The 18,176-nt window shown below is 60.5% G+C and carries 18 protein-coding genes; 9 read left to right on the plus strand and 9 right to left on the minus strand.

Annotated elements, in window-relative coordinates; genetic code table 11:
- Positions 1-104: 104 nt before the first annotated feature.
- Entirely contained in the window at positions 105-1,265 is a 1,161-nt protein-coding gene (locus tag GQB00_RS06995) for an aromatic ring-hydroxylating oxygenase subunit alpha (RefSeq protein WP_165855692.1), read from the minus strand.
- A gap of 191 nt (positions 1,266-1,456) precedes the next feature.
- On the opposite strand from GQB00_RS06995, the gene GQB00_RS07000 reads away from it, so the two are divergent.
- Positions 1,457-2,479, plus strand: coding sequence for an AraC family transcriptional regulator (locus GQB00_RS07000; RefSeq protein WP_165855693.1), 1,023 nt, complete (start codon positions 1,457-1,459; stop codon positions 2,477-2,479).
- A 10-nt stretch (positions 2,480-2,489) separates the two neighbouring features.
- Here GQB00_RS07000 and GQB00_RS07005 read toward each other — a convergent pair whose 3' ends face one another.
- From GQB00_RS07005 to GQB00_RS07015, 3 genes are read right to left on the minus strand one after another with little or no spacing between them, the layout of a single operon-like run.
- Positions 2,490-2,891 carry a GFA family protein gene (locus GQB00_RS07005; RefSeq protein ID WP_165855694.1) on the minus strand — a complete coding sequence of 134 codons (402 nt, stop codon included), beginning with the start codon at positions 2,889-2,891 and terminating at the stop codon, positions 2,490-2,492.
- Positions 2,892-2,901: 10 nt separating this feature from the next.
- Entirely contained in the window at positions 2,902-3,282 is a 381-nt protein-coding gene (locus tag GQB00_RS07010; RefSeq protein ID WP_207950625.1) for a hypothetical protein, read from the minus strand.
- A gap of 14 nt (positions 3,283-3,296) precedes the next feature.
- On the minus strand, positions 3,297-3,887 hold the full coding sequence (locus GQB00_RS07015; protein ID WP_165855695.1) for an NAD(P)H-dependent oxidoreductase: 591 nt from the start codon (positions 3,885-3,887) through the stop codon (positions 3,297-3,299).
- Between the two features lie 120 nt (positions 3,888-4,007).
- Here GQB00_RS07015 and GQB00_RS07020 point away from each other — a divergent pair, with 120 nt between their 5' ends.
- On the plus strand, positions 4,008-4,367 hold the full coding sequence (locus GQB00_RS07020) for a winged helix-turn-helix transcriptional regulator (protein ID WP_165855696.1): 360 nt from the start codon (positions 4,008-4,010) through the stop codon (positions 4,365-4,367).
- A gap of 96 nt (positions 4,368-4,463) precedes the next feature.
- On the opposite strand, the gene GQB00_RS07025 is transcribed toward GQB00_RS07020, so the two are convergent.
- Both GQB00_RS07025 and GQB00_RS07030 read right to left on the minus strand, forming a co-directional pair.
- Complete coding sequence (locus GQB00_RS07025; protein WP_228276679.1) at positions 4,464-5,648, minus strand: Fic family protein; 1,185 nt, start codon at positions 5,646-5,648, stop codon at positions 4,464-4,466.
- A gap of 798 nt (positions 5,649-6,446) precedes the next feature.
- Entirely contained in the window at positions 6,447-7,574 is a 1,128-nt protein-coding gene (locus GQB00_RS07030) for a patatin-like phospholipase family protein (protein ID WP_165855697.1), read from the minus strand.
- 136 nt (positions 7,575-7,710) lie between these two features.
- Between GQB00_RS07030 and GQB00_RS07035 the strand changes: the two genes are divergently transcribed.
- The 5 genes from GQB00_RS07035 (at position 7,711) to GQB00_RS07055 (ending at position 11,822) form a co-directional block, all read left to right on the plus strand.
- Positions 7,711-8,325: a LysE family translocator gene (locus GQB00_RS07035; protein WP_165855698.1), complete on the plus strand. Its 615-nt coding sequence runs from the start codon at positions 7,711-7,713 to the stop codon at positions 8,323-8,325.
- A 119-nt stretch (positions 8,326-8,444) separates the two neighbouring features.
- Positions 8,445-9,845 (plus strand): ATP-binding protein, encoded by a 1,401-nt coding sequence (locus GQB00_RS07040; protein WP_165855699.1) that lies wholly within the window; start codon positions 8,445-8,447, stop codon positions 9,843-9,845.
- Position 9,846: 1 nt separating this feature from the next.
- The gene (locus GQB00_RS07045; protein WP_165855700.1) at positions 9,847-10,569 is read left to right on the plus strand and encodes a response regulator; all 723 of its coding nucleotides are present in this window, start codon (positions 9,847-9,849) and stop codon (positions 10,567-10,569) included.
- 92 nt (positions 10,570-10,661) lie between these two features.
- Positions 10,662-11,372: a protocatechuate dioxygenase gene (locus tag GQB00_RS07050; RefSeq protein WP_165855701.1), complete on the plus strand. Its 711-nt coding sequence runs from the start codon at positions 10,662-10,664 to the stop codon at positions 11,370-11,372.
- A gap of 159 nt (positions 11,373-11,531) precedes the next feature.
- On the plus strand, positions 11,532-11,822 hold the full coding sequence (locus tag GQB00_RS07055; protein ID WP_165855702.1) for a DUF6482 family protein: 291 nt from the start codon (positions 11,532-11,534) through the stop codon (positions 11,820-11,822).
- Between the two features lie 44 nt (positions 11,823-11,866).
- Here GQB00_RS07055 and betA read toward each other — a convergent pair whose 3' ends face one another.
- The 3 genes from betA to GQB00_RS07070 all read right to left on the minus strand — a co-directional run bounded on the left by betA (position 11,867) and on the right by GQB00_RS07070 (position 16,711).
- On the minus strand, positions 11,867-13,552 hold the full coding sequence (gene betA, locus GQB00_RS07060; RefSeq protein ID WP_165855703.1) for a choline dehydrogenase: 1,686 nt from the start codon (positions 13,550-13,552) through the stop codon (positions 11,867-11,869).
- 24 nt (positions 13,553-13,576) lie between these two features.
- Complete coding sequence (gene betT / locus GQB00_RS07065) at positions 13,577-15,661, minus strand: choline BCCT transporter BetT (RefSeq protein ID WP_165855704.1); 2,085 nt, start codon at positions 15,659-15,661, stop codon at positions 13,577-13,579.
- A 165-nt stretch (positions 15,662-15,826) separates the two neighbouring features.
- A complete protein-coding gene (locus GQB00_RS07070; protein ID WP_111496777.1) occupies positions 15,827-16,711 on the minus strand; it encodes a chemotaxis protein in 885 nt (294 codons plus the stop codon).
- 259 nt (positions 16,712-16,970) lie between these two features.
- Between GQB00_RS07070 and GQB00_RS07075 the strand changes: the two genes are divergently transcribed.
- The gene (locus tag GQB00_RS07075) at positions 16,971-17,426 is read left to right on the plus strand and encodes an aminoacyl-tRNA deacylase (protein ID WP_111495183.1); all 456 of its coding nucleotides are present in this window, start codon (positions 16,971-16,973) and stop codon (positions 17,424-17,426) included.
- 144 nt (positions 17,427-17,570) lie between these two features.
- Positions 17,571-18,077 (plus strand): DUF2244 domain-containing protein, encoded by a 507-nt coding sequence (locus tag GQB00_RS07080; RefSeq protein ID WP_165855705.1) that lies wholly within the window; start codon positions 17,571-17,573, stop codon positions 18,075-18,077.
- Positions 18,078-18,176: the final 99 nt, after the last annotated feature.

Here is an 18,176-nt window from a genome sequence, read left to right on the forward strand (position 1 = left end):
GATCACCCTCGGGTTTCGAACAGGCTCCTCCCGTCGCTAAACAAAAGCGCACATTAAGGATTCCCAGTAAACGTTAACAAAACTTCCGTTTCAGCATACTTTGCCTAGCAGTGATTTAATTGGCCCTCCACCCAAGCGTTGAAGAGGGCTAGCGCGCCCTCGTTGCGCCCAAATGTGAGCTGGCTATTGGCGCCACTGCTCATGCCGGCCTGAATCTGTTGACCCAGCTCAAAGTCCTCATCCAGAGTTTTAAGGGAAATTTCCCGATTGCGCCGCCAGTAGCCCAGTTCCTTTTCACTGAGATCGTGGACTGGTTTGGGGATCAAGGGTGTGATGATAATTTCACTCTGATTCACGCTGAGAGGGATCATCTGAATCCAGTCGATGTGATCTTTCTGCACCAGCAGCACCATCTGAGGGGCGATGCTGTACACGATGTGGGCGATGTCCCGCAGTTGGGCTACCTGCGCTGAATCCGTCTTCACCGATTTGAGTTCCTCCGTTGGCATCACTACGCGAAAATGCACGCCCATCTGGTCCGTCACACAGGTGTTGCTGAGGAAGTAGGGCCCGATGGTGTTCTTATGGGCGAATTTAAAGTGGTAAGTCTCTAGCCCTCCCTCGGTGATGATCTTCCAGTTGGCGTTCCAGACCCGGTGATGGGGCTCAAAGGTGTGCAACCGATGGCACTGCAGCCACACCAGATCTGCCTTCATGGGCTCAAGGTGGTGTTCGAGAACCTGTCTGGCGTCTTCGTCGTTTTTCGCCGACGGGCAGAGCCAGACGAAGCCAAAGGCTTCCACGCAGGGAATGGGCGCCAGCCCGCTCTGGCTTTTGTCCAGTTCAGGAAAGCAGTCCTGCTCGAACGGCACCGAGAGCAACTGGCCATCGTTGCCGTATCGCCAGGCGTGGTAGGGGCAAGAAAACGCCTTGGCGCAGCCGGATGTTCTGGATTCTACCTGGGCACCCCGGTGACGGCAGACATTGTGGAACGCCTTAATGTCACCGGCCTCGGTACGGGTGAATAGAACGCTGCCGGAATGGGTCCTCACGGTTCGAAAGTTGTTCGGGTTGGGCAGCTCACTGCTGTGCAGATATGCCACGGGCAATACCTGATGAATGGCGCGACGTTCCTGTTCAAAACGCTGCAGGTCGGTATAGCGATTCACCGACGAGGTGTGCGTCTTAGCGGACAGGGTGGTGGATTTGTCGGCCAGAAGATCCAGGCACTGTTTGAGAATGCGGGTTTCGTCGTGTCGGTTCATAAGGCCTCCTGAGTGCGTGGAAAGAAGCTTGGGCTCGGTCCCATGAGGTTTACGGAACGCCAATGTCATTCACCATAGGAGGCTGTGGGGTTGGGTGGAAGGTTGGTTTATTGCTGTCAAATTGTCCTATAGTTGCATTGAGTCAGAAAATTTCGGATAAATTAGCAAAAATAGAGCTAAAGGCTCCACCGTTGAAATCACTTCAGGACATACTGATTGAACCCACCATTCCGGTGATTTTTCTGGCCGATGTGTTGGAGGGGGTTGGGCTGGATTCACCGAAAGCCCGGTCCATTCTGGACGCGCTGGGTCTGTCGGCGGATCAATTGAGCGTCAGTGCGAATCGGTTATCGGTGCTGGAATACAGCGGCGAGATTGCGCGGTTGATGAAAACCACCGACGATCTGTTCCTTGGGTTTCTGGATCGGTCTGTTCCGCGCAGAGCCTTCGGTGTGTTTGCGCTTGGTGCGGTCGGGTGCCATTCGCTGACGTCGCTGGTGGATTATTTCAATCTGTACTTCTCGTTGTTCACCGATCAGTTCCGTTTGCGACTGCAGGACCTGCCTGGGGAGGTGCGCCTGGAGCTGGAGTTTCAAGAGCGGCGGCCCCTCAGCTATCGGTTCATCTATCAGAGCATGCTGCTGATTCTGCTGCGACTGCTCGGCTGGTTTGCCGGGGAGGAGCTTCAGCCACGGCAGGTTCGTTTTCGTTTCTCCGAGAGCGATCACGACGAGCATTTTCATTATCTGTTCGGCGTTCGCCCGACGTTTAACGCACCCGACACGGCGCTGGTATTCGATGCAAAGCTGGCGGATCTTCCGCTCTCGATCACCCAGGACACGGTGCGGGAAATCCTGAGAGACAACCAGAACATGATGCTGGTGAGAACCAAAGCTGCCCCCTTTACCCGGCAAGTCCGCCGGTTGTTGGTGATCAACAACGACCAGGGGTGGTTGCGGCAGCAAAACATCGCGTCGCAGCTGGGCATGACGGAAAACCTGCTGTGGCGGAAGCTAAAAAAGGAGGACACGTCCTACAACCAGATCCTCGCCGGTCTGAAACGGGATTATGCCCTTCGACTCCTGGCGGACCCGAACCTGAGCGTCGAGGACGTTTCCCGGCGGCTTCATTTTGAAGAGGTGAGTGCCTTCACCAAAGCATTCAGGAAATGGCTGGGCCAGGCGCCGGGCGCCTATCGCCGCAGCCTCCGATGAGAGTCTTGCCTTACCGCTTCGGCAGCGGATCATCGATGTTGATGATCCGGCGGTCATAGAAAAAGTGCCCGCTCGGCTGATAGGACTCTGGCAACGTGTGGTCGTGGTTTTTCAGCACCAGCAGTTGTGAGATCAGCTTCCAGCCCATGGCGTTGGTATTGTACAAAACCTCGCCGCAATCGCTGCAAAATACCCGTGTCATACGTTTCGTGGGGTGCTGAAAGGTCTTCACCGATTCCGCCCCCTGGGTAATCTCCACCTCCTCTGCCTCCCACGCCAGAACAGAGTGGTAGGGCACCTGAAGCAGGTCCCGGCAGTCTTCGCAGTGGCAGTAACCGTGCACCTTCGGGGTGCCGGTCATGGTGACTTCCACCGCGCCGCAATCGCAGTGGACGGCGTGTTGCTCTGTCATGGCGTTGCCCTCACGGTTTGTCTTCCACAATGATCGCAATCACGGTGTCGTCGCCGACGTTGGTCACCCGGTGAGTCCAGGCCTGATGCCACATCACGTGGCCGTCTGGCACCTTGGCCTCGACGGTGTCGCCGTTGAGCGGTTCAATGCTCAATTGGCCGCCCTGTTGAAAATATACGGTCTCATTATGGTGCCGGTGCATCGAGTCTGACTCACCCGGCTCCAGCACCATTTTAAGCACCAGAACCTGATCGTTTTCCTTCAGCACGGTGTAATACTCTGGCGATGCGATATGGGCAGCCTGATGAGGCTCCTCCTCTGCGGTGACCACACTGGTCACCGACACGAGCAGTGCTGAAAACAGCAGTATTGCGTGTGTTCTGAGTGACATCATTAGCTCCTACCTTATCCCGGAATGTGGGCGTCTAGGTGTTGGGCAAAGCGCTGGAAGTCATCCTCCACCTGCGGGTTTTTCATCACGTCGTAGCAGGCGAAGGTTTGCAGCGGTTCCATGGCAAAGAATCGGAAATTCATGTGCATGGGGAACAGCAGGTCGTCCACACTTTTGCCCCGGAACAGGTATTCGTTCGGGTCGTCAAAAGATTCTTTTGGCGCGTTGAAGGTCAGCGAGATGAGATACTTTTTACCCACCAGTGTGCCGCCGGCGCCGTAATTCGACTTGGGCGCATCTTCTGTGCGGCCATCACCGTTGCACAGGGAGCCACCCATACCGGCGGTGTACACCTCGTCCATGTATTTCTTGAACGTCCAGGGCACGCCCATCCAGTTGACCGGGGTCTGCAAAATCACGATGTCTGCCCATTGGTGGTTTTCCAGTTCCTGGTCCACGTCCCAGCCTTTGTCCACCTCCACGATTCGAGTCTGATGACCCTTGGCGGTCAGCAGTTCGTCGGCCATCTGCACCAGGGTGCCGTTGAGTTTGCCCTCGGCAAAGGAGTAGTGGTGATGGGCATTAATGATGAGAATGTTGCTCATGAAGCCTCCGATCTGTTCGGTTGGTAGGTTACTTGTCCGCTGCAGGTATACTATGGTGACCTGTATTCTTGGATCAATTAGTATACTTTTAGTAACCTGCTTTTTATTGAAGGTGTGATCATGGGAAGCCATGTGGAAACAGACGCTCAAGGTCGAAAAACCGCCATCAATGCCTGCCTCGAACCCTGCGCCATTGAGCGCGGCATGCGTATCATTGGGGGCAAATGGACGGGGTCTATCATCTTTCATCTGAAAGACGGCCCGGTGCGCTTCAATGATCTGGCTCGCATGTTGGGCGGCGCTAGCAAGAAAATGATTGATCAACGGCTGAAGGATCTGGAAGCGCGACAGATGGTGGTGCGGAAAGTGATTAACGACCGGCCAGTGGCGGTAACCTATGAGTTGACGGACTTCGGGCGTAGTGCATTAAAGATTCTGGATGAGTTGCGGATGTGGTCAGAGGAGAACGACATTCAGTAACGGGTCTCAGGAAACCTGAAGGACTACTTTGTTTCGAATGTTCGCTTTCTCTGAGGTAGGCCCCCTCTGGGTCGGGCTTTTCCATGAAACCAACTACTAGGGTGAGAGTTTTGGGAAATAGACTGGCTCAGCATGCTCCGGAACAGACCAAAGAAGTGGCGAGCGACTATCCTTTGGGTCTGCATCGACCAGCAAGCCTAGATCGCGAAGCTTTTTAAGTAGTCGCCGGGCAGTCCGCTCATCACGCTCCCCAGTTAATGTCAGGGCATCAGACCTTGAGATCGATCCCTGAATGAACGCCTGATACAGAACCCATGTAGAAGCGGGTTTCAGGTCATCCCTGCTCGCCACGAAGTCTTCGATTCGACGTTTCATTGATTTCAGGTTCAGAAGCTCTGAAATGTAGCTGACTTGGTCAACGGAGGTGTCCAGAACGAAATGACAGAACCGGGCCAGACCAAGCTCACTGAGCGGGCCTCTGCCATCGGTTTGGCCCTGCTGGACGGCGTCAGCTTGAGCCAAGTTGCTTTTGTACTTCTCGGAGTAAATCGCAAGCCCCCGGCTCAAGCACCAGACGCCCACGCTTTCCAGTCCAGCCGCCCGGAATGCCGCATCCGTCCAAAGACGAACAACTCGGCCATTGCCATCCAGGAATGGATGGATCCAGAGGAATCGGTGGTGTGCAGCTGCGATTGCGATCAGACGTCGATCACCTTGGTGTCTGACGCTTTTATATTCGTTGCAGAACTGCGTCATTAACTGTTCCAGGTGTTCGGCGTCAGCCGGTATGTGCTGACCAACCTTTACCCCTCGATCCCTGAACTTTCCACCTTCAACCCAGGCGACTTCCCCCGTTTCATCCAGCTCGACCTTTTTAAGATCGCTAGGCAAGTCCCTGTAAAATCGGCGATGCAGCTCTTTGATGAAGTCCACGGAAATAACTTCTTCCAGACTCCGATCCTCAGAAGCTATCCACGCTTGTACGTCGATGTGGGCAAGAGACTCAATCTGTTTGTCCCTAGCAACCGGATCGTCCTCAAAATTTCCCCGCTGGGCCTCGCGGATCTGGTGAGGAAGGGTTCGATTGCCTTCAATCAAATTGCTGTAGTACGAGTTGATGACAGCCATGTGCCGGCGCAACGTATCCGCTGTCTCCGGCTCAAGCTGGCCGGCGATCTGAGCGGCCTTCCTGTTCAGGATGCTGGCCAGATCGAGAAGCCCCTCTTCCGTACAGGATTTCTCGTTTGGCGCAAAAGGCGCGGCACTCATCCAGGATGTCATCTGATACCTTAATTCGTGTAGTGATTCTGAGTTTCTGACCGGCAGTTTGTCCGGGTATTTGTCCGGCATTATGACCGGTTGCCAGCAGCGGCACAAAGTTCCCGATGACGGTAATATATTTTCCTTGCAGCCAGTATAAATAGACACTTACATCACTGCCAGGTTTTGAAGCTCAGCTTCATCTGGTCATATTTTCTATTTTCCTGTCCGGCCACGTGACCGGCAATTTGTCCGGCCAAATCCTGTTTGGCTCTCTTAATCTTTTATGGAGGGAAAGGTGCTCAACAGTTAAGCCAGAGGGGAGCATGTCATACCGCCTCTCCTCAACGTCCGCTTTGCGACCAGCGCGGCTGACGCAGCCAACTTATGGCCGCATGCACAGAACCGTTCAAAAAGGGTCTCTGCTCAGCGCCGACCTCGATGCCGGGTGCCGTCTAGACCGAGCCGTTCTCCGGAATCAAACACATTACTGAAAACCAGTTCGCCATCTTCAAAATAGAACTGTACTTCTCCGTCCTTCCGGCCGTAGGTAAGGCTGCCTCGGGAAACGGCCCGCCCCGTCGCGGACTATTCAACGAAAGCACCGTGAGGCTTGCCTCTGGAGATCTCCATCTCCGTAACCAGCCGCCCTTCTGAATCCAGAACATCACCCCTTGAGACTGGTGTAATCACAGTACCGGGACATAACGCGATCAAAGCGAGACTGGGCATTCATACCCTAGTGAACCCAGCGCGGATTGTCTGAGAAAATTTGTAAAAACAATTACCTGTCTGCAGACGACGCCCGACCGACGCTCATCAGCTGTCAGCGAAGAAACTCTCAATCTGCCGTGCCTGGGCCTGGCCGTCCTTGTACCCCAGGCTGATCAGGGCACTGCAGAAGCGGTGGTCGAACAGCAGGTAGCTGGCGAGCGTGGCGCCCGGTGTGTAACTCCCGACATTGGCCCCCAGCAGCTTTCGCAGCACCAGCGGCAAGCTGTCGATGTAGTCGGTGGCTATTTCGCCGATGTCGGCGCTGGGGGAGATTTCCAGCAGCCGCACCGGCTTGAGGTCCAGGCCGGCCTGCCCCAGCTTCTTTTCCGGAACCAGCTCCAGCAGGCCGTTAACCTGCCTCAGGCGGTCAATGTCGTAGTCGAGGGTGTCCAGGAACATGCCGTTGAAGACATGGGCCAGCACCTGGGCAAACCCCGGTACCGAAGGTTGCCGGGGACGCTGGGGGAAGCACACGTGATTGGCGCTGACGCCGATGACCAGCACCTTTTCCGCGCCCAGCCGCAGCACCGGGCTGATGTGGGCCATCTGTCGGGTAACACCGTCACCAAAGTATTCGCGGTTGATCTTGACCGGCTGGAACAGCGTGGGGATCGCCGAGGAGGCCATCACGTGGTCCAGATTCAATTGCGTATGGGCCCCGGCGCGCTGACCCTGGGTCCAGTTCGCCAGTTTCTCGTTGGCCTCGAAGAAGCAGATATTCTGCCCTGTGGAATAGCCACAGGCGTTGACCCCGATCGCGCTGATCCGGTTGTCGGCAATGGTCTGGTGCAGGGTGTCGAAGTCCAGCTCCTTCTCCAGTAACTGCCGCAGCGGGCTGTTGTTGAGAAGGGACAAGGGTTTCTCCCCCTGGCCGTCCGCCAGTAGCAGGCGGGCGACCTCGGTCAGGTTGCGCAGGATGTCGTAGCTGTGGCTCTTGTAGATCTGGTCGATGTTCAGCTTCGACCAGATGCCCTCCAGCTTGGCGATGTTGTGCCGGAACCGCCCGCCACCGCCACCAATGGCGACGGCGTTGATTGCCCCAGCCGAGGTACCCACGATCTGCTGGAACGGATGGGCCCAGTCCGGATACATCTCGGATATGGCTTTCAGCACCCCCACCTGGTAGGCGGCGCGGGCGCCACCACCGGTCAGTACCACGCCGGTTTGCTGCATGCTGTTCCTCCCCTCTGCCGGATTCGCCCTTTGCCAGCATAGTCCAGCTAACCCGGTCCGGGGCCCAAAAGATGACGTGCATCAGGCGGCTGCATTAAACTGGCGCGATTCGAACGTCGTTACCCGGACTCTCCCCATGACCCTGGCCACCTGGCTCACCGTCGTCACCATCTGCATTCTCGGCGCCATGTCGCCGGGCCCGTCCCTGGCCGTCGTCCTCAAGCAGACGCTCTCCGGCGGACGCCGGCACGGCGTGGTGGCCGCCCTGAGCCACGGCCTGGGGGTGGGACTTTACGCCTTCCTAAGCATCGTCGGGCTGGCGGCGGTGATCAAGGCGTCGCCGGTGGCCTTCGGTCTGCTGCAGTGGGGCGGCGCCCTCTATCTGGCCTGGCTTGGCGTGAAAGGACTGCGGGCCAGACGCCAGGCCGCCACCGAACTGCCCGACGTGGCCACCACCGGCGCCGCGCGGGACGGTTTTCTGGTGGTGTTCCTCAACCCCAAGATCAGCATCTTCTTCATTGCCCTGTTCAGCCAGGTGGTGGGCGTCGACACCTCCTTTCTCGCCAAACTCGGCTACGCCGCCACCGCCATGGCCATCGACGCCGGCTGGTACCTGATCGTCGCCTGGCTGTTTTCCAGTCCGCGCTGGCTGTCGGCCCTGCAAAGGCACACGCTCTGGTTCGAGCGGCTGTTCGGCGTCATCCTGCTGGGCCTGGCAGGCCGCCTGGTGGTGGGCATCCTGCGTAGCTGACCGACCAACGCCGGCCTGCCGCCAAAACGGACAAGCCATTACAGAACACAACATTGTTTGCACATTTTGTGCTTATCCTGACGGCGACATTGATTCGCTCGGTCCACCAGGAGCCTGCAGTGAGTTTTCGAGGTCAGCTCTTCGCGTCCATCCTTGTGGTGAGCATCGCCATTGCCGCCGGCATGTGGTTTTTCATGGGGTCCAGCATCCGCGAGGGCTTCTGGGACTACGTCGAGCAGCGTGCGGTCACCCGGCTGCAGCCGCTGGTCAACGAACTGGCGGATGTCTACCGCGAGCGGCAAAGCTGGGATGCTCTCGCTTCCCCCGCACGCTGGCATGAGTTCCGGGCCCGTCGGGCACCCTTGCCGCCCGCTTTTGACCACCGGGACGCCCCCTTCCCCCCACCGGAAGCCGGGCCGGATAACCGTCCCCATCCGGGCCTGCCCCTGTTCCTGCTCGATGCCCGGCGCCAGCCGGTGTCGGACACGGACTGGCCCGGCGACGACGCCCTGCTGCTGCCCATCGACGTGGACGGCGCCACCGTCGGCTACCTGGGCCTGCCGCCACCTCCAGAACTGCGCGATTACCACGATGAAGGCTTCCTGCGACAACAGACCGACGCCCTGCTGATCATCACCGGCATCGCCCTGGCGGCGGCGGTGCTGGTGGCATTGATCCTGTCCCATCTGTTGACCAACCGCATCCGCAAGCTGGTGGACCAGGTGCGGCACTTCAGCCTGGGACAGTACGACGCGCGACTTGCCGTCGCCGGCCACGACGAACTCAATGTGCTGACCACCCACCTCAACGACCTGGGCGCCAGTCTGCGCAAGAGCGAACAGGCCCAGCGCCAGTGGGTGGCGGACACCTCCCACGAGCTGCGCACGCCTATCGCGGTGCTGCAGGCGGATCTGGAGTCCATGGAGGACGGCATTCGCCCGCTGGATCCGGCCGCGGTCACCCGCCTGTTGCATCATGTGGGCCGGCTCAAGCACCTGATCGACGATCTCTACGAACTGTCCCTTTCCGACATCGGCGCCCTGAGCTACCGCAAGGAAGCCTGCAACCTGGCGGTCATCGCCGAGCAGGCTGCGGCCTCCATCGCACCGGCCTGCGAACGGGCTGGCCTGGCGTTCTCGTTCCAAACGCACCAGCGCGATCGCCTGATGGTGCTGGGTGACAGCGACCGGCTGGGACAGTTGCTGCTGAACCTGCTCAACAACGCCCAACAACATACCCATGCGCCGGGACAGGTGATCCTGGGTCTCGAGGCAACGGACGGCCGGGCCCGTATCGTCGTCGAGGACTCGCCGCCCGGCGTGCCGGAGCCGCTGCAGGCACGCCTGTTCGAGCGCCTGTACCGCGTCGACCCGTCACGCAGCCGCAACAGCGGCGGGGCTGGCCTGGGGCTGAGTCTGTGCCACAAGATCGTCGAGGCCCATCATGGATCGATCGATATCGCCTCGAGCTCCCTGGGCGGCCTGCGTGTGACCGTCTCCCTCCCCCTGGCAAAGGTGTAATATGGACATTCTGCTGATCGAAGATGAGATCGAACTGGCCAGTATCCTGGGCGAATACCTGCATCAACACGGTTTCGAAGTGACCCACCTGACCGACGGTCACCTGGCGACCCAGACGATCCTCAGCCACCCGTGGGACATGGTCCTGCTGGACCTGGGACTGCCGCGAGCGGACGGCATCGACATCTGCCGCAGGGTGCGCCAGACCTCCCACGTGCCGATCATCATGATCACCGCCCGGGTGGAAGAGGTGGATCGCCTGATCGGCCTGGAGCTGGGTGCCGACGACTACATCTGTAAGCCCTTCAGCCCGCGCGAAGTGGTGGCCCGGGTCAAGACGGTCATGCGCCGTACCGCGGCGGCTTCGCCGCTGTCCGACGGCCGCCCTGGCCTGACCCTGGACGAAGGCACGCTGACCGCCGCCTACGATGGCAGCCGCGTCCAGCTAACGCTGGTGGAATGGCGTATCCTCAGTGCACTGTGTTCGCAAAGCGGTCGTATATTCTCTCGCGATCAGATTATGTCTCACGCCTACGATGACCAGCGGGTGGTCAATGACCGCACCATCGACTCGCACATCAACAAGGTGCGCAAGAAACTGTTCTCGTTGACCGGGCAGGACATCATCCACTCGGTCTATGGCGTCGGCTACAAGCTGGAACTGCCCCAGAGAACAGGCGGGCGCAAGCGGCGCCGGGCGGTGGCCGCCAACGGCCGCGCCTGACCCGGGACGGCCTCGCCGTCACCATGTCGGTTCCTGTGTTTAAGACACTGGAATCAGACCGTGGCCGATCGCCCTGCAAGGGAGGCAACGCCATGAGCAAGCAACGATCGTGGAGCGCGCCGTTCAGCCGTCGCCGGATGCTGGCTCTGCTGGGCGCCCTGGGTGCAACACCCCTGACCGGCTGGCGCCGCGCTTTCGCCGCGGATCCGGGTGAAGCAGGCCGCTGCGTGCTGATTCCGCGCGAAACCGCCGGGCCTTTCCCGCTGTCCGCCCAGCTCGACAACGACGCCCTGACCCGCTCCGATATCACCGAAGGCCGCGCTGGCATTCCGCTGGAGCTGACCTTCACGCTGCTGGACATCCACCACGGCTGCCAGCCGATTCCGGGCAATGCCTCGGTCTACGTCTGGCATTGCGACCGGGACGGCGTCTATTCCGGCTATGGCAGCGCCACCGGGCAGACGTTCATGCGCGGGCTCCAGCCGGTGGACGAGCACGGCCGGGTCCGGTTCGAAACCGTCTATCCGGGCTGGTACCGGGGCCGGATCACCCACATCCATTTCCAGGTATTCCTGCACGGCGACACGACCGCCACCGCCACCTCACAGCTGGTGTTTCCCGACGCCATCACCCGGGCGGTGTACCACTCGCCACTCTACCCTCGCGGGCCGAACCGGTCGGTCGCGACCGTCGACGCGGACTTCCTGTTCCGCGACGGCGCGCCCCACCAGACCGCCAGCATCTCCGGCAGCGTTGCCGACGGCTTCCGGGCCAGCCTGGAGGTGGGCATCGACCTGGGTTAAGCCACCGCGAAAAATCATTGTCCTCCGCCGCCTGACAGGCCTATGCTGAAGTGTGCAAAAAACAACCACAGGCACCCATCCCGTCCGCGACGGCCAGCGTATATCGTCGTATCACCGGCAGGTATTCCGGCCCGGCGCATCGGACAGAGGAGAGCGGACATGAACATCACCATGGCGGAAGCCAGACTCAGACCGGACACTCACATCGACCTGCTGGAAGTCGTCTCCATGGAGGGTCGCTACTACATGGCGCGCTTCTATATCGGGGACGATGGTTTCATTCTGGTGGGCAAGGATCAGCGGCCGGTGCTGTTTACCAGCAGCTGCGAAGTGCGGGAAGCCTTCCACGGCTTCAAGATCCAGCAGACAGAGATCATCCCGCCGGCAGGCACCGACGAGATGATTGGCATGACGCCGGACAGCGTCACCGAGATGCGCGTCCGCTTATAGGCCCGGGCCCCGCGAACGCGATCACGGCGTTTCCAGCCGTCTCGTTACCGGCTGGCGCTGCCTTCACGCTGGCTGGTTGACCAGTTCTCCGGCGCGAAGGATTCCACCTCCGCCGGAGGCAGCTTGCGGCCCAGGATCAGGTCCGCGCCGCGCTCGCCGATCATGATGGTGGGCGCGTTGATGTTGCCGTTGGTGACCGCCGGCATAATGGAGGAATCCACCACCCGCAGGTTTTCCATGCCGTGTACGCGGCATTCGGAATCCACCACCGCCATGTCGTCTTCGCCCATGCGACAACTGCCACAGGGGTGATAGGCGGTTTCCGCATTGTCCGCCACCCAGTTGTCCAGCTCGTCGTCGCTCTGGACGTCGTCACCGGGCATCAGTTCCTTGCCGCGATAGGGATCAAACGCCGGCTGGCCGAAGATCTCCCGGGTCAGGCGGATGCCGTCGCGATAGGTGCGGCGGTCGTCCTCGTCGCTGAGGTAGTTGAAAAACATGCTGGGCGGCGCTTCCGGATCGCTGGAGCGCAGACGCACCCGACCCCGGCTCTTGGGCTTGTTGGCACCCAGATGAGCCTGGAAACCATGGCCCTCGGCCGATGCGGAACCGTCGTAGGCCACAGCGCCGGCCAGGAAGTGGTATTGCAGGTCCGGATACTTGAGCCCGGCGCGACTGCGGATGTAGCCGTTGGACTCGAAGTGGTTGGTGGCACCCAGTCCGGATTTGGACAGGATCCATCGCGCGCCGATCCACGCCTGACCGAACGGGTTCAGCCAGCCATTGAGGGTGATCTTCTGGGTGCAGGCCTGCTGGATCCAGACCTCCAGGTGATCGTGCAGGTTCTCGCCCACACCCGGCAGGTTGTGCACCACGTCGATGCCCATTTCCTGCAGGTGATCGGCCGGCCCGATGCCAGAAAGCATCAGCAGCTTGGGCGAATTGAAAGCGCTGGCTGACAGGATCACTTCCTTGCGCGCCGCCACCTTCACGGTGCGACCGCCCTGCTCGTATTCCACGCCCACCGCTTTCTTGCCGTCCAGCAGGATGCGCGTGGTCAGGGCGCGCATTTCCAGCTTGAGGTTGGCGCGGTTGAGCGCCGGCTTGAGGTAAGCGTTGGCGGTGGAACTGCGCACGCCATTGCGCACCGACATGTCCATGCGGCAGAAACCTTCCTGGCGATAGCCGTTGTAGTCGCTGGTTTCGCCGTAACCCGCCTGCTTGCCGGCTTCGATGAAAGCCCGGTACAACGGGTTTTTCATGTTGTTGCCGTTGCAGACACCGACCGGGCCGCCCGTGGACCGGTAGTCGTCTTCACCGTAGAGGCAATCCTCCGCGCGCCGGAAATACGGCAGCACGTCGCGGTAACCCCAGCCCCGGGCGCCGAGTGCTTCCCACTCTTCAAAGTCGCCCGCGCACCCGCGCACGTAGGCCATGCCGTTGATGGACGACGAGCCGCCGATCACCTTGCCGCGCGCCTGATGCAGGCGACGGCCATTCAGGCCCGGCTCGGGTTCGGTGTAGAACTCCCAGTCGAATTTCGGCTTGTTCAGGGGAATCGAGAGGGCTGTGGGCATCTGTATGAAAATGGAATTGTCACGGCCGCCGTATTCCAGCACCAACACCTGGTTGCTGCCGTCCGCGCTCAGGCGATCGGCCAGGACCGAACCGGCGGACCCGGCACCGACCACGACGTAATCGAACGTTGCATCAAAATCTTGCTGACTCATTCTGGACTGGCTCCCCCCAATGCCCTACTGCGTATGACTGTCGGGCATGATGGTATCACCGCCGGGCAATTCGCGCTGCGTATGCAGGAAAAGAAGATGCCGCTCGTACTGGTCGAGGATGTCGGCGATCACCTGTTCCTGGCTGTATCCGAACAGGTCATAGCCCTGCCCGCCCTCGCCGATGTGCACTTCCGCCCGGTAGTAGTGCGTGTCGCCGCGCGTGGCCCGGATGGAAAAGGCAGGCATCAGGCATTTGCGGGGCCACACCTGATAGGTGAAGTTCTGCTCGCCGCCCAGGTCAACCACCAGACCGACGTGCTCCTGATCCCCCTCCCCACTGTCCACGCCGACCGTGAATCCCTTTTCCCCCAGCACCCGGGCAAAGTCGTCCATGGCGGGCTGTGCCGTTTCATCCAGGAACTTCCGGACATCGGCGTGACTCGGAAAGCTGACACTGCGGGACAACCGCTGGCGCCAGTTGAGTGTGCCCTTCTGCTCGTTCGACACCACTCTTCCGGACAGGTAGCCGGACATGCTGACCAGGTGGCTGTCTTCTTTCAGCCCTTCCAGTCGCAACGCCTTGAACACCCCGACGATCATCAGGAACAACACGAAAGCAAACGGCAGCCCCATGATCACCACCGTACTCTGCAGGGCCGACAGGCCACCGGCCATCAGCAGCGCCAGCGTCAGCACGCCTATCACCGCCGCCCACAGGATCCGCATCCAGGACGGGGCGTCGTGGTTCGGATCACGGAGAATGGAGGTCAGGTTGGACAGCACCAGCGACCCGGAGTCGCCGGAGGTGACGAAGAACACCACCGCCAGGATGGTCACCACAATGGTGGTAAAGCTGACCCAGGGATAGCTTTCCATGAACAGGTAGATCGAGGAGCCGGGACTTTCCATGGCCCGCTGCCCGAACTCCGCGACGCCGGCGTCGTTGATCACCAGGTCGATGGCGCTGTTCCCCATGATCGACATCCACGCCATCATGAACGTCAGCGGCAGGATCAGGGTGCCGGCGACGAACTGGCGGATGGTCCGGCCCCGCGAGATGCGCGCCAGGAACAGCCCCACGAAGGGCCCCCAGGCAATCCACCAGGCCCAGAAGAACACGGTCCAGGCGTTGAGCCAGTCGGTGGGCGGATCGAAGGCGTAGGTGTCCATCGACAGGCTCACGAAGTCGGACAGGTAATCGCCGATGTTCATCACCAGCGCGTTGAGCAGGAACACCGTCTTGCCGGTGAACAGCACGAACAGCATCAACAGCAGTGCCAGCGCCATATTGAACTCAGACAGCCGGCGAATACCCTTGTCGACACCCGTCACCGCCGAAATAGTGGCGAAAATGACGATCAGGATCGCCAGGATCGACTGGGTCAGCGTGCTTTCGGAAATGCCGAACATGTAGTTGAGGCCGAAATTGAGCTGGATGATGCCGATCCCCAGGCTGGTGGCGATTCCGAACACCGTCCCAAGGACGGCCGCAATGTCCACGGCGTGGCCAATGGGTCCGTGAATGCGTCGTCCGAAGATGGGATACAGGGTGGAACGGATGGTCAACGGCAGCCCGTGGCGGTAGCTGAAAAACGCCAGGGCCATGCCCACCAGCGTGTAGACGCCCCAGCCGGACAGGCCCCAGTGGAAGAACGTCAGTTGCATGGCGTGGCGGGCGGCGGCCACCTGGTCGGGCTGGGCCGTGGGCGGCGCCAGGAACTGGGTCACCGGTTCGGCAATGCAGAAGAACAGCAGGTCGATACCGATGCCCGCCGAGAACAGCATCGCCGCCCAGGTCACCACGTTGAAATCCGGTTTGGAATGGGCCGGCCCCAGGCGCAGCTTGCCGTAGCGGGACAGCCCGATGCCGATCACGAAGACCAGGTAGACCACCACCGCGAGGAAATAGAACCAGCCGAAACTGCTGGAGATCCAGCCCAGCACCTGATTGATCACGGCGCTGGCCGATTCCGTAAAGAGCATGGTCAGCAAGGCGAAGCCGACAATGCCGATGACCGAGCCGTAGAAAACCACCCGGTTCAGGCGATCGCGGACCTCTGGCTCATGCGGTCCTTCTTCCGATGATTGCGACTGCCCCGTGTCCGCCATACGCCGCCCTCAACGCTGCCCGGCGACTTCCTCAAGTCGCCGAATGCCGGGCGTACTACCGGAGCGATCCCTGACCCACACTCCCGAACAGACAGCCTGTTAATGAGTTATCTGTTCAATCTGTATAGGTAACGGGCCCCGGAGCGTCAAGACGGCGGCAGGCGCTCAGCGGCTTTGCGCTCCCCGCAGCATGGCCTGCAGCAGTTCGTTGGCGTCGAACTTGGTCAGTGCTTCGTTGGCGCCGACCTGATTGGCGTAGCTGACGCTCATCTCGCTGTTCAGGGACGTATGGAGGATGATGTACGGTTGCTGGATGGTGGCGTTGTCGCGCACCTGGAAAGCCAGCTCGTAACCGTCCAGCCCCGGCATCTCGATGTCGCTCACCAGCACGTCGATGGATCGGTTACTGGCCGCCGCCTCCAGGATGATCTGTCGGGCGTCGTCGCCGCTGGTGGTCACCTGGTAGGGAATCTCCTTGCTGTCCAGCACGTCGGAAAGCTGCTTGCGCGCCACCTGGGAATCGTCCACCAGCAGGATGCGGAGCCCCTTGAGGGTTTCCCGCTGCACGTCCGTAAGCACCACCTCGCCGGTGTCCACGGCACTGGGATACACCAGCGCCAGCAGCAGCTCCACGTCCAGCAACTGGATGACCTCGCCCTCCAGATCCAGCAGGCCGGTCACGAAGGCCTGCTTGCCCAGCGCCTTGGGCGGCGCCTTGACCGCCTTCCAGTCGGCTTCGATGATCTGGCGCACCGAGCGCACGACGAAACCGATCTCCTTGCGCTGGATGTCGGTGACGATCACCGAGCTTTGCGCCAGCTCTTCACGGGACAGCGGCGGATAGCCCACCGCGGCGCCCATGTCGATCACCGGCACCGCCGAACCGCGGAAAGTGGTGGTCCCGATCACCGAAGGGTGGCTGTGCGGCAGCTTGGTCAACCGGGGAAACGGCATGATCTCCCGGATCTTAAGGGTGCCGATAGCGAAGGATTTCTGCCCGGACAGGCCGAACAGCAGCAGTTTCTGGGAATGGCTGTTTTGTGAGGTCATGGTGTCTGTGGACATGGGGTTACCGGAATACGCGAATCGGGCCCTTGGTGCACGTGCCGATCCAACGTCGAATGGGTCGTCAGTGCCAACAGTAATACGCCTGTACCCCCGGTTCAATTTCCATTTGTGACCGGCGTTACCCGGTACACCGGCAAGCGCACGGCCCATGCGCACCTCTTCCTTCGCCCGGCTCCAGCCGTGTTAAACTGAAAGGGCAAGCCATCATGGGACTTTCACTTCGGTGAGGGAGGTCAACGCCATGATCAGTCAAAAACTCCGGCAGTATCTCGACAGCAACGCTGTCACCTACCAGACCGCATTGCACGAACCCACCGTCGACGCTTCACGGACCGCCCAGGCGGCGCACGTCCGGGGTCGCGAATTCGCCAAGACCGTGGTCGTCAAGTCCAACGGACGCCTGTTCATGACGGTCCTGCCGTCCACCGACCGGGTCCACCTGGACGAACTGCGCCGTTCCATGGGCTCCCAGGACGTGGAGCTGGCCGACGAAGACGACATCCGCCAGGCGTTTCCGGACTGCGAGCTCGGTGCAATGCCGCCTTTCGGCAACCTCTACAACATGGACGTGTTCGTCAGCGAGCACCTGCGTGAGGACGATCGTATCTCCTTCAACGCCGGCAGCCATGACGAGGTCATGCAGATGCGTTATCAGGACTACGACCGGCTGGTACAGCCGCAGGTCCTGCACTTCTGATCCGTCCCTATGGCGGGCCGGCACCTGCAACGCCGGCCCGCCCATGACAGGTCATTTTTTGGCCACCCTCCGGATCGCTTCTATACTGAAAAGCCAACCGATGCCGGAAGCGGCGCCCGGTTGTGGGCACGTGGGAGTATTGCGATGGTCCAGCGGCTGCGACGGCGTGGCGGTACAAGCCTGCTGTTGACACCCAATCGTTCTCTCAGCTGGCGCGGCAATCTGCGGGTCTGGTTCGCACTGCTCGTGGTCTCGGTGCTGATCGCCGGGGGCATGGCCTGGGCCGGCGCCTGGCTGATCCTGCCGTTCGCCGGCCTTGAGTTGAGCGCCCTGGCCTGGGCCATCTACACCACCTGTCGCGAGTGCCAGCGTTGCGAGGTGCTGTCGATCGATGCCGATACCCTGTGCCTGGAACGAGGGCGGCAACGCAAGCTGGCCGAGTGGCAACTGCCACGCCGGGACACCCGGATTCACCTGGTAGCGGCGCGGCATCCCTGGACTCCGCCGCGGCTTTTCCTGATGCACCGGGAACTGGAAATCGGCCTGGCGCCGTTTCTCAACATGGACGACACCCGCGCCCTGGTGGGCCTGCTGGAACGGCAGGGCATCCGGGTCGAGCAACGCCAGGCGGATGAGGGGTTCCGGTTCTGAAGAAGCCGGCTGTGGCCACCGTTGATGGCGGCTCAACGCCCATGTTGGTGACAGTGATCCAATGGATTGGAGATTGCGTATCACATAACTGCAACCAAA

The organism is Marinobacter sp. JSM 1782161 (assembly GCF_011421605.1).
Classification (GTDB): Bacteria; Pseudomonadota; Gammaproteobacteria; order Pseudomonadales; family Oleiphilaceae; genus Marinobacter_A; species Marinobacter_A bohaiensis.